11 protein-coding genes are annotated in these 12,355 nt (G+C 43.3%); 4 read left to right on the top strand and 7 right to left on the bottom strand.

Features of this window, described 5'->3' with window-relative positions:
- Position 1 precedes the first annotated feature (1 nt).
- From GQF63_RS04535 to mraZ, 3 genes are read right to left on the bottom strand one after another with little or no spacing between them, the layout of a single operon-like run.
- Entirely contained in the window at positions 2–409 is a 408-nt protein-coding gene (locus GQF63_RS04535; RefSeq protein ID WP_160367928.1) for an FtsL-like putative cell division protein, read from the bottom strand.
- Positions 410–418: 9 nt separating this feature from the next.
- Positions 419–1,339: a 16S rRNA (cytosine(1402)-N(4))-methyltransferase RsmH gene (rsmH, locus tag GQF63_RS04530; protein WP_160367927.1), complete on the bottom strand. Its 921-nt coding sequence runs from the start codon at positions 1,337–1,339 to the stop codon at positions 419–421.
- The gene (mraZ, locus tag GQF63_RS04525; protein WP_160367926.1) at positions 1,332–1,805 is read right to left on the bottom strand and encodes a division/cell wall cluster transcriptional repressor MraZ; all 474 of its coding nucleotides are present in this window, start codon (positions 1,803–1,805) and stop codon (positions 1,332–1,334) included. The genes rsmH and mraZ overlap by 8 nt, the downstream gene beginning before the upstream one ends.
- Positions 1,806–2,265: 460 nt before the next feature.
- On the opposite strand from mraZ, the gene aspS reads away from it, so the two are divergent.
- A complete protein-coding gene (gene aspS, locus GQF63_RS04520; RefSeq protein ID WP_160367925.1) occupies positions 2,266–4,020 on the top strand; it encodes an aspartate--tRNA ligase in 1,755 nt (584 codons plus the stop codon).
- Positions 4,021–4,120: 100 nt separating this feature from the next.
- Positions 4,121–5,506, top strand: coding sequence for a LutB/LldF family L-lactate oxidation iron-sulfur protein (locus GQF63_RS04515; protein ID WP_160367924.1), 1,386 nt, complete (start codon positions 4,121–4,123; stop codon positions 5,504–5,506).
- 123 nt (positions 5,507–5,629) lie between these two features.
- On the opposite strand, the gene GQF63_RS04510 is transcribed toward GQF63_RS04515, so the two are convergent.
- The 3 genes from GQF63_RS04510 to GQF63_RS04500 all read right to left on the bottom strand — a co-directional run bounded on the left by GQF63_RS04510 (position 5,630) and on the right by GQF63_RS04500 (position 8,979).
- On the bottom strand, positions 5,630–6,229 hold the full coding sequence (locus GQF63_RS04510; RefSeq protein ID WP_160367923.1) for a hypothetical protein: 600 nt from the start codon (positions 6,227–6,229) through the stop codon (positions 5,630–5,632).
- Positions 6,199–6,747: a hypothetical protein gene (locus tag GQF63_RS04505; protein ID WP_160367922.1), complete on the bottom strand. Its 549-nt coding sequence runs from the start codon at positions 6,745–6,747 to the stop codon at positions 6,199–6,201. Before GQF63_RS04505 ends, GQF63_RS04510 begins: the two co-directional genes overlap by 31 nt.
- A 405-nt stretch (positions 6,748–7,152) precedes the next feature.
- Positions 7,153–8,979, bottom strand: a complete 1,827-nt coding sequence (locus GQF63_RS04500) for a vWA domain-containing protein (RefSeq protein ID WP_160367921.1) — start codon at positions 8,977–8,979, stop codon at positions 7,153–7,155.
- A 91-nt stretch (positions 8,980–9,070) separates the two neighbouring features.
- Between GQF63_RS04500 and GQF63_RS04495 the strand changes: the two genes are divergently transcribed.
- On the top strand, positions 9,071–9,631 hold the full coding sequence (locus GQF63_RS04495; RefSeq protein WP_246163307.1) for an RNA polymerase sigma factor: 561 nt from the start codon (positions 9,071–9,073) through the stop codon (positions 9,629–9,631).
- Entirely contained in the window at positions 9,624–10,895 is a 1,272-nt protein-coding gene (locus GQF63_RS04490; RefSeq protein WP_160367919.1) for a carboxypeptidase-like regulatory domain-containing protein, read from the top strand. The genes GQF63_RS04495 and GQF63_RS04490 overlap by 8 nt, the downstream gene beginning before the upstream one ends.
- A gap of 457 nt (positions 10,896–11,352) precedes the next feature.
- Here the strand turns inward: GQF63_RS04490 and tsaD are convergent, their stop codons facing one another.
- Complete coding sequence (gene tsaD / locus GQF63_RS04485; RefSeq protein WP_160367918.1) at positions 11,353–12,354, bottom strand: tRNA (adenosine(37)-N6)-threonylcarbamoyltransferase complex transferase subunit TsaD; 1,002 nt, start codon at positions 12,352–12,354, stop codon at positions 11,353–11,355.
- Between the last annotated feature and the right edge of the window lies 1 nt (position 12,355).

The raw sequence follows: 12,355 nt of genomic DNA, 5'->3' as shown, positions 1-12,355 counted from the left end.
ACTATTTGACTTCTTTTACTACTTGTATTTTGATTGGCGGTTCTGTTCTTTCTTTTAAGCCCAGGGTATCCGCGCGTTTTGCTATTTCAGTTTGTGTGGTCAGCTTCATCAACTCGGCGTTCAGCGATTTATAATCCCAGCTCAACTCTTTCACTTCCTTGCCCAGCCTGTCGATGCGGCGAACGGTATTTTCTGCTAGGTGTCTGTTCGATATATACAGCAAACCTAATAAGGCCAAAAAAGCCACAAATGGCAGGTTCTTCGCGACGAGGTAAGTCGAGATTTTATTTTGAGAGAAAATAGACTTCAGAAAATTCTCCGTCTCTTCAACCTTTTCCTCCAAGGCATCCGACATCTCCTCTTGTACTTCCTCGCTGAGCTCCTTATTTTTAATGGTATTCCTCGCCATAGATTCTCCTTATGCTTGTGATACCTTTTCCGCGATTCGCAACTTCGCGCTGCGCGCCCTGTTATTCTCTTGAACCTCTTCTTCGCTAGCCACGACGGCTTTTCTACTGATTACCCGAAAAGGCTTTATTTCATTACCGAAGAAATCTTTCTCCACCTCGCCTTTAAACTTTCCTTTCGCCATGAAGTTCTTCACTAAGCGATCTTCCAAGGAATGATAAGACATCACCACTAATCTTCCCGACTCCTTCAACACCCCTACCGTCTGTTCCAAGAACTCTTGCAAGGCTTCTAATTCTTTATTTACTTCAATACGCAAAGCCTGAAAAACCTGCGCATGGTATTTATGTTCTTTTCCTTTCGGCACCAATTTCTTGATGGCCTCTTTCAATTCTGCAACGGTATTAATCTCCTGGTTCAAGCGCGCTGTCACCACGGTCTTCGCTAAGGTCTTCGCATTGATAATCTCACCATACATACCGAAGATGCGATGCAACTCCTCCTCTGAATAAGTCGCCAATACCTTACGTGCATCCAGATCTGAAACCTGATCCATCCGCATATCCAAATCCGCATCGAAACGAATGGAGAACCCGCGATCTGCAGCATCAAACTGATGCGAGGAAACCCCTAGGTCAGCCAATATCCCATCGACGTTGCGAATACCTTCCAGGCGTAAGTAATTTTTTAAGAACCTAAAGTTTTGATGGATCAAGGTAAAGCGATCATCCTGCAAGGCATTTTTCACCGCATCCGGATCCTGATCGAAAGCGATTAATCGACCTTCCGGACCCAAGTGTTTCAAAATCTCTTTTGAATGGCCTCCACCCCCAAATGTCACATCAACATAAATCCCGTTTGGTTTTATAGCTAGTGCATCGATGCACTGTTTTAACATTACTGGTACGTGGTATCCAATTTCTTTACTCATTTTCCAATCCTCCAAAATCAAAACCACCCATTACTTCCTCGGCTAGTGTTGCAAAATCATCATCCATGTCAGCACCCATCAAGGCATCGTACTCAGCTTTTGCCCACACTTCAATCTTATCAAACTGACAAGCCAACACTACGTCTGATTGAATGCCTGCATACTCCAACAATCCCTTCGGCAACAATACCCGACCTGCAGAATCCAAGGATAGCTCGGTCGCCCCACGCATAAACTGACGAATGAAGTTTCTGTTTTTCGCATTGTACTGATTCAACTTCGAGAGCTGCATCATTTTTTTGTTCCATTCGTCTTTCGTGTAAATCACCAAATTCTTCTCAAACCCTCGGTTAACGACAAGCCCTTCCTGTTCCGCTTCCGGCAGCTGCCGTTTCAGCGAAGCAGGGACCACCATTCTTCCTTTGGCGTCCAGCTTACATTCAAATTCTCCGATAAGTTTTAGCATTCAGTATATGTCTACACTAATTTTAATGTAAAAGTATACACTTTCCCCCACAATCTCCCACTATCCCCCACAAAAAAGTTTTCCACATCAAGATACAGCCACAAAATCTACCCTCACATAGGCAAAAACACAGCATAATATTGAATTACAATAAATTAAAAATTGTATCAAAAACTCGGAAAAACACCAGTAATCATCGAAAAAACACCCGAACTCAACCGCAGCAAAGCCTGATTCACAAGGCAAGTGGTGGAAAGTGGGAGAAAATAAAATCAGCTAAATTTCTCGCCTTTTCATCAGCCATTTACCCTCTATTTTCAGTAATTTCTGATTCATTTTAGCTTAGCTATATATAAGGTATCGCTATCATGTGCTTCGGTTTCGGCATCTATTATGTATTACTATTTTAATTCTCGATTAATTCCAATAATTTTGTGCTTCTATAAAAACAGAGATTACCATGCACAGAACACATACTTGTGGCGAATTAAGATTAGCAGATATTGGAAAAACCGTAACCCTTAGTGGTTGGGTACAGAAATCACGCGATTTAGGAGGAATGACCTTCATCGATGTTCGAGATCGTTATGGCATCACTCAGTTGACCTTTAACAGCGATGATGATGAAAGCCTACGCGCTGCTGCTCGTGAATTAGGCCGCGAATATGTGATTAAAGCAACCGGTACGGTTATCGAGCGCTCTAGCAAGAACAGCAAGATCCCGACGGGAGAGATCGAGATTAAAGTAAGCCAATTGGAGGTCTTAAACGAATCCAAGCTTCCCCCATTCACCATTGAAGATGAAACCGACGGCGGTGATGATATCCGTATGAAATATCGGTACCTAGACATCCGTCGTAATCCGGTAAAGAACAGCTTATTGTTCCGTCATAAAGTTACTCAGGAAGTAAGAAACTACTTATCGAACCTGGATTTCTGTGAAGTGGAAACGCCTTATTTAATTAAGTCGACCCCAGAAGGAGCACGCGACTTTATCGTGCCTTCGCGCATGAACCCAGGTCAGTTCTATGCACTACCGCAATCGCCGCAAACTTTTAAGCAATTATTAATGGTAGGCGGTATGGACAAATACTTCCAGATTGTGAAGTGTTTCCGTGATGAAGATTTACGTGCCGATAGACAACCGGAGTTCACCCAGATTGACTGTGAAATGTCTTTCGTAGAACAGGAAGACATCCTGAATATTTTTGAAGGCATGACCCGCCATTTATTAAAGAACATCCACGGCATTGAAATCGATCAATTCCCACGGATGACCTTTGATGAAGCGATGCGTACCTATGGTAATGACAAACCGGACATCCGTTTCGGCATGAAGTTCGGCGAGTTAAATGCGGTAGCTCAACATAAGGAATTTGCTATTTTCAACAATGCAGAACTGGTGGTTGGTATTGCCGTACCAGGCGCTGCAGGCTATACCCGTAAACAAATTGATGAACTAATTGAGTGGGTAAAACGCCCGCAAGTAGGTGCTTCGGGTATGGTATATGCCAAATACGAAGCCGATGGCAGCCTTAAATCTTCGGTAGATAAATTCTACGACCAAGCCGATTTATTGAAATGGGCAGAAGTAACCGGCGCACAGCCTGGGGATTTGATCTTGGTATTATCTGGACCAGCCCATAAAACCCGCGCGCAATTAAGTGCCTTACGTATGGAATTAGGCAATCGCATGGGCCTTCGTAAGCCAGATGAGTTTGCTCCGCTATGGGTTATCGATTTCCCATTATTAGAATGGGATGAAGAAACCGGTCGTTTCCATGCGATGCACCACCCTTTCACCTCGCCAAAAATCGAAGATATGCCTTTATTAGATACCGACCCTGGCAAGGTTCGCGCAAATGCCTACGACTTGGTATTGAATGGTAATGAAATTGGTGGAGGTTCCATCCGTATCCACGATAAAGATATGCAAGCGTTAATGTTCAAGCATTTGGGCTTTAGCACAGAACAAGCACAAGATCAGTTTGGCTTCTTAATGAATGCCTTCCAATACGGGGCGCCACCTCATGGCGGCTTAGCCTTCGGATTAGACCGCTTAACAGCCATTTTAGGCGGCCAAGAAACCATCCGTGACTTTATCGCTTTCCCGAAAAACAACTCCGGAAGAGATGTCATGATCGATGCACCAGCTATTATTGCGAAAGAACAACTGGATGAATTAAGCATTAGCTTAAGCCCTGTTAGTAAATAAAAGTGCGCATCGTAGTTAAGTAAATATTAAATTATTATATTTAAAAGTTGACCGTTACCCGGTCAACTTTTATTTTTGCATACATCCTTCACATCACCCTATGGCACAATCGGTAGCAGATAAATTCCTTGAAGACAGTAAATCGAAATCTTTTGATCTACGCCATCGCCAGATTATCAATACGAATATTGACAAGTACAACCTGGCCTTCGAGCGTGGTATATCAAAATTTCAAGACCTGGAAAACTCCAAGAAGAAGGCCAACCTCATCAAATGGAAAACCATTGAGAACTTGGATCGCTACTTATTAGACTTTGAGGCTAATTTTACGCGCAATGGCGGCCAGGTCATCTGGGCCAATGATGCGGAAGAAGCCCGTCAGGAGATTGCCAAGATTATGGAGATGCATCAGGCCAAATCAGTGGTAAAGTCCAAATCGATGGCCACGGAGGAGATAGAGCTCAATCATTTCTTGGAGAAGAAAAATATTGAAACCATTGAAAGTGATCTTGGCGAATTTATTATCCAACTCTTAGACCAGAAGCCCTATCATTTCGTTACCCCTGCCATGCACCTCAGCCTAGAAGATATTGCCAAGCTGTTTCATGAGCGTTTCGAAACGCCCCTGGAAGCAACGGCCGAGGAGCTGACGATGAAGGCTCGTGAAATCTTACGTGAAAAGTATGCCGCCGCCGATATCGGCATCACGGGTGCCAATTTTCTGGTTGCCGATTCTGGAAGCATCGCGATTACCGAAAACGAAGGCAATGCCCGTTTAACGACGGCCTTCCCCAAGGTACATATTGCCGTGGTGGGTATCGAGAAGGTTATTCCGAGTATGAACGACTTAGATTTGTTCTGGCCCCTCTTGGCGAGCCATGGAACCGGACAAAACCTAACCGTATACAACAGCTTAATTAGCGGACCACGCAAAGCTGCGGAAGCCGATGGCCCCGAAGAAATGTACGTGATTCTCTTAGATAATGGGCGCAGCAATGTATTGGAACAAAAAGATCAACGCCAAGGCTTGTATTGCATCCGCTGCGGTGCTTGCTTAAACGTATGCCCTATTTACCAAAATATTGGTGGTCACACCTATGAAACTACCTACCAAGGCCCCATAGGTTCGCTGATATCGCCGCACCTCAACGGCATGAAGGAATTTAAGCACTTAAGCTATGCCTCTTCCCTCTGTGGAAAATGTACCGAAGTATGCCCGGTAGGCATAGACATCCAAAAAATGCTGTTATTGAACAGACGCGATGCCGTACAAGAAAACTTAAGCCCAAAGATGGAGAAGAAAGCCTGGGGCATGTTTACCTGGGCGATTCAAAAAAGACGAATCATCGATTTCTTCGGTGGTAAAACCAAGAATTTCTTTATCCGTAATTTCTTCAAGAAAGCTTGGGGCGAACAACGGGAGCTCCCTAAACTGGCCGATAAATCCTTCTCTCAACAGTATAAGGAGCGGAAGAAAAATAGTTAAGTTACCATGTATGTTCGCTAGCTTGGGTATTCCTGAAACTTAGCCGACAAGCTATGGAGGAGGAAGTTTTCGACAATGCTATTAAGGGGGGGTATAGGGAATGTGGGTTGAAGGCGGGTTTTGTTATTGTTTGATCAATGAGTGGTAGGCATACCTTCTAGGCCTTTTACGAAATAATGAAGGCCCCGCGATGACGGGGCTAGATAATAACGCTATTAAATCACTCCTGACCACACTTCTAAAGGCTTCATAAGTAGAAGCTTCTCCATGATCTCCGAATTCTAAAATTTGGTATATTTCATCCTTAAATAAATTTAAAAGTTCAATGGCATCTTTATAAATATGCGGATAACTGGGCTGAAGGATTAATAAACAAAAATCGACAAACATGCGGTCCTCTACAGCAATTTTTTGTTTTATTCGGACTAAAGTTCGACTTGATTTTTGTGTGTCCTTCCTGATTCCAATATTCCCTTTTAGCAAGAGTTGGTCAATATGTTTGAAATATGCATTTAATTCTTTTAAGGAAGGTTCTAAATGGATTTTATAATAGAGTATGCGCTTAGCTTCTTTTCGCCTTTTGTTTTCATCAATCAGCTGGTTGATGAAAAATAAGAATAAAACAATAGCTGGAGAAAGTACGGGTGCCCACCTTAACAGATAATCCGATGCTGTTATTTCGTGCAGCGTTTCTATTGAATTTCCAATAACCTCTTGAACCATAAACTCATCCTTCCGTTTTTCCAACAAAGCGCATTTTGGGATTCAATTACCCGCATTCTATTAATGGATTGGCATAATCCATCTGAAAGGTTATCACGCAAGTTGGATCGAAACACTTCATCTTTATCCTCAATAATAAATTTGTACTTCTTACTATATTGTGTTATCCCCAGCTTAAGGAAGCTATTAAATAATAAACCTAAATAAAAGGAAGGATTAAAGGAGGTGGTACCAGCAGGTATAATAAAACGAATGTTATGATATGCATCGTCTAAGCGATCTAAGTTTAATATCCGACGCAAATCCTCCCCTGCTGCTTCTCCTGAAAAAGAAGTCGCGTTTGGCGGCCGATAGGCTAACAAATTGATTATTTCGAGCTTATGTATATCCTTTTTTTCCATAACAACGACTGAGCAACCATGTTCAAGTAACAATAGTAAATATAGCGATTTAACTATGAAATACTGTTTGTTAATTATTAAATAATAGATAAGTAGTGTTTGTTCCTGCATTTTCATACTCAGCTTTCAGTATTGTTTTATTTTCAACCATTCTAAATCCCTTTCACTCCCCTTTCTCACCCGTATTAAACCCCTTTTGCAAGGGGTGAGAATTAAGTGTGAAAAGGGAGAAGGAAAAGAGAAATAAGCGTAATATCAACAACGGGCCAGCAGTTGCTGGCCCGTATATGTTTTTGTTAAATAAAGGTTTTATCTATGATTGATTGCATTGACGTACCGATCGGAGGTTTCTGCAACCAATAGCACACTTGCACAACATGCTGTTTACATAGGTTTTAACCATGTTTGATTGCATTGACGTACCAGTCGTTCGACTCCGCTCACGATGACAATACGATGACAGCAATACAATAAGCAAAAACTCCCACCCTGCTCTCATATCTCATATCTCAAATCTCATATCTAATCCAAATCCCTCGCGTTTTCCGCCATACGGATAAACTCTGCTCTGTAGCCTTCATCATCTTTTCCTTTGGCGGCTTTAGCGCGTGCAATTAAAGCGTTAAAGCTCGATCCCTGTTTATAGTCGGAGTTACGCAGCAGCATTCCGAATTCAGCAACGGCGGATGCAAATTGAAAATCGGCGCTTGCGGCTTCCATGGATTTACTTTGGTTGCTTACGACCACTTGTTGCAGTTTGCTTTTGTCGCTATCGGGATCTTTATAGCGGAATTTCACGGTAGCTAGTTCCTTATTTAAGGATCCTTTAGTTGAGGTTTTGTTTTCCTGGTATTTTAAGGGATCGACCGTACCGATGATGCTACTTTTCACACCGACAGGTACAATTTCATAAATAGCAGTTACGCTATGTCCTACGCCCATATCACCACCAAGCTTGGCATCGTTATTAAAGTCTTCGGCGGCTAGTAGTCGGTTTTCATAGCCCACCAAGCGGTATGCTTGCACATACGCCGGATTAAACTCCACCTGAATTTTAACATCTTTGGCCACCGTAAAAAGGGTAGCGCCAAATTCGGTAACCATGGCTTTTCGGGCTTCGGAAATATTATCGATATAGGCATAATTACCATGTCCTTTATTGGCGAGCAATTCCATTTTGCTATCCTTTAAATTCCCCATTCCGAAACCTAATACTGTGAGGTGCACCCCACTTTCACGTTCCTTACTGATTAAGTCTTCCATGTCTTTATCGCTAGATGCCCCCACATTAAAGTCGCCGTCAGAGGCTAGGATAATGCGGTTGTTTCCTTCTTTTTTATACTGTTCGCGGGCAATTTGGTACGCCATTTTCAAACCAGCACCACCGGCTGTACTTCCGCCGGCCTCCAATTCGTCAATTGCTTGTTTAATCGTCATCTTCTGACTTCCTGCGGTGCTTTTCAATTTAACACCTGCGGAACCTGCATAGGTGACAATAGCGACCTGATCCTGATCGCGCAATTGATCGACCAGCATTTTTAAGGATGATTTCACCAAGGGTAAGCGATTCGGGCCATACATAGAGCCGGAAACATCAATCAAAAAGACAAAGTTGGAAGCTGGCAGCTTTGCTGAAGGAATATCTTTTGCTTTCAGGGCAATGCGCAACAGTTGGTGCTCCTTGTTCCAAGGGGCGGTGGCCAATTCAGTGAGCATATTTACCGGATCGCCATTGGTTGGCGCTTTCAGGTTATATTGAAAATAATTAATCAATTCTTCGACACGAACCGCATCTTTAACCGGTAATTGACCAGCATTAATCATGCGGCGAACATTACTATAGGAAGCGGCATCCACATCGGCTGCAAAGGTAGACAAAGGATCCTTTACTGGCGATTTAAAGCCGTTTTCCTCAATATCTTGATAGCTTTCTGTATTGCTTTGTCGCGGCGCTATAATACCACCACGAATCATTACGCTATTTTGAACCGCTGGTTGCGACACTTTGGCGAGCATACCCGCCTTGTCTGTTACAACAAATTCTTCCAGTACCTGATTCGCGACAACTAAGGAAACATTGATCAGCTTCCGTTTTCCTACTTTCATAGTTTTGGTTTCATAGCCTATCATGGCAAATTGCAGTACGTCTTTATCGTCAACCATCAGGGAATAATTCCCTTGTTGATCGGTACTTACGGCCTTGGATGTCTTTAATACGGAGACGGTTACACCGGCAATGGGTTGTTTTGTATGGTTATCAGTAACCTGTCCGGTAATTTTTCGTTCGGTAGCCTGCGCGATTGTAAGCTGTACAAAAATCAGGCTGCATAATAGGATCAATTTTTTCATCGTGTGTTGATTTTCCCTAGGGATGCAGGAAAATCGAGATTTCCATAAACGAGAAAAAAAAATTATTTTACGCCTTGAAACACCTATTATCTTGTCAACGCGATTAACACTTTCCGACCAAGAACTGTTGAGCGCTTACCTTCGGGAAGGCGAGCTGTCCTATCTGGGTGATTTATTTCAGCGCCATAGTGAAATGGTTTACTATGTATGTCTTCGTTATTTTAAGGAGTCCGAGCGCAGTAAAGACGCGGTGATGCATATTTTCGAGGAGCTTATCGAGAAGGTGAAGAAGCAAGAAATCCAGGATTTTCCACGTTGGTTATATGTAGTGAGTAAGAACCATTGTTTAATGGAACTTCGGCGCCAGAAAAATAAAACAGAAATTGTTACAGATAATTTTGTGGAATTTGGTGTAAACCTGCATCAGGAGGAGAGTTATCAGGATCGTGAGGATCAGCTGTTGCAACTGGAAGCCTGTATTGCACAATTGGTCGAGAAACAAAAACAGAGTATTCAGCTGTTTTACATCGAGCAGAAATGCTATATGGAGGTTTCTGAAATTACAGGTTACAGTATGAACGAGGTGAAGAGCTTTATTCAAAATGGCAAACGCAACCTCAAAAACTGTATGGAAAGGGCAAGACATGAGTAATTTATTTGACATCCCTTATTTACGCAAATATGTAAACGGCGAACTTAGTAGCGCCGAAATGTATGCTATTGAGAAAGCTTCTCATGAGGATGAAATGCTTATGGATATCATTATGGGCTTGGAGGAAGAGAAAGCCCTAAAACAGTCTTTAGATCAAGGAAGCCTAGATGCCTTAATCTACGAAAGAACCCACCCTACGCCCGTTCGGCGCCTTCTGCCTTACAAAGCCCTAGGTATTGCGGCCTCCCTGCTTTTGGTTTTAGGCATTGGCACCATTTGGTGGCTAAATCAGCCGAAAGAAACGCAGGAATTAAGCATGGAAACGGCTTCCGCCCCCTTAGACGCCCCAACAGACACGACCTTAAACAGCATCATATTGGATAGCATTGATGATCCATTAGATAGTTTAGAACAATTAATTGCTGCCGCACCGATTCAAGAGGAACAACGCAACGCCACTGCTTTGCGCGCACCTCGCCAAAATAATAAACAGATTGTCGATTCGAAAAACAATAACCTACAGATTCGTCCGGATGTATTTCTCGACACCTCGGCTATGAAATTACCCGATAATTTGATAGCGAAGAACAATAGAATAGCAAGCCTTAACCAGGTGCAGGCGGAAGGGATTGCTGCGGACAACTCCTCCGTGATTATGATTCGGGGAGCCATGAAAAAAGAATCTCCGGCTCAGGAATCGGTCAGTCGGATGGCAAGCCCACAAGACTTAAAGAAGATTATCACTGGCGAAGTGCTTGATTTGTACTCCGGTCGCCCAATACCACAAGCCACCGTAAGAAACTTAAAAACGAATCAGGTGGTTGTAACGGACTCGTCGGGGAGCTTTATTCTGCCAGTCTCCTTAGGTAGCACAGAGCTTGAGATTTTATCCATTGGCTACAATGCCACCCAGTTAATAGCCAAGAACAACCAGAAGATTAAGTTGAAACCTGCCGAGAATATGCTCGATGAGGTGGTTATAGCCGGCCAAGGTTCCACACGAAACAGCATCAAATCTGAACCCCTTATTGGCTGGCGCGCCTATAAAAAATACATTAACGACAGCGCCAAGGAAACCCTCTATGGCCGCGGCGATGTGACCCTAGTTTTCGATATCTCCAATTTCGGCAGACCGATTGATATTCGTGTTATCAAATCGGTAAACAGCGCGCTAGATCAGCAAGCCATTCAAATTATTAAAAACGGACCAGATTGGAAAAAAGGCAATGATGGTAAGTTGATTGAGGTGAAGATTAGGTTTTAGAGTTTTTTTAAGTAGTTAGTAGGGAGTAGTTAGTATTTAGACTTTCCGGGCAATTTGTCATCGTGAGCGGAGTCGAACGATTGGTACGTCAGTGCAATTAGCAATGCATACCTACCTTAATAACAGCACCTTACACAAGTGTTTAAGCTGGTTAGCTCACCATGGCAGCTACCAATGATATGCTTCTAAGATATTGTTAATGAGGGCTTAAGGCATTATAGATTGCATTGACGTACCAGTCGTTCGACTCCGCTCACGATGACAATACTTGCCGGCACGTAATATAAAGCGGGCCGCAGTTTACTAGCAAAGCTTAACAAGCAATGCCACTTCATGTCATCACCTTCCAATAAAATTTGTAAACATTTTACCTTCTCACGATGACAACACGATGACAACACTTGCCACAACGTAAAACAAAGCGATGACAAACTTCTCAAATCTCACATCTCATATCTCACATCTCCATCCTAGCCATTGGCGTTACATCTTGGCCTACGAAATCTTTTGCTAAGAACTTATGATAGCCGGCGATGGCGATCATGGCGGCGTTGTCGGTGCAGAATTCGAATTTGGGGATAAACACGTTCCAATTGTACTTTTCGCCCATGGCGAGGAGGCTGCTTCGCAGGCCGGAGTTTGCAGACACACCGCCGGCGATGGCGATATCTTTGACGCCGGTTTGTTTGGCGGCTTTCTTCAGTTTATTCAGCAGGATGGTTACAATGCGGTCTTGCACGGAGGCACAGAGGTCGTCCATGCGTTCTTGCAAGAAGTTCGGGTTTTCCTTCAGCTCATCACGCACTAAATAAAGAATGGCTGTTTTGAGGCCTGAAAAGCTAAAGTTAAGTTCCGGAATTTGAGGCTCCGGCAATTTAAATGCTTTAGGATTGCCTAATTTGGCGTGTTTATCGATCAGGGGTCCTCCGGGATAAGGGAGGTTTAATATTTTCGCTGTTTTGTCGAAGGCTTCACCGGCGGCATCGTCCAGGGTTTCACCGAGGAGTTCCATTTCGAAATAGTTCTTCACCAAAACGATTTGGGTATGCCCTCCAGATACGGTTAAACACAGAAAAGGGAACTGAGGTTTGGGCTCTTCAATAAAATGGGCAAGGATGTGTGCCTGCATATGGTTGACCTCAATCAGCGGGATTCCCATGGCCAGGGCGAAGGACTTTGAGAAGGAAGTTCCTACCAATAAGGAGCCTAAAAGTCCAGGGCCGCGGGTAAAGGCGACTGCATCTATGTCTTTTTTGCTTATTTTTGCTTCAGCAATGGCTTGATCCACGGTAGGAATAATATTCTGTTGGTGCGCACGGGAGGCAAGCTCCGGAACGACACCCCCATATTTTGCATGGATTGCTTGACTCGCGATAATATTTGATTTAATTTCGCCGTCTATACATATAGATGCGGAAGTTTCATCGCAGGATGATTCTATACCTAGTATAATAGCCATT

It is taken from the genome of Sphingobacterium humi (assembly GCF_009768885.1).
GTDB classification, from domain to species: Bacteria; Bacteroidota; Bacteroidia; order Sphingobacteriales; family Sphingobacteriaceae; genus Sphingobacterium; species Sphingobacterium humi.
This window is presented reverse-complemented; position numbering and strand designations above follow the sequence as displayed.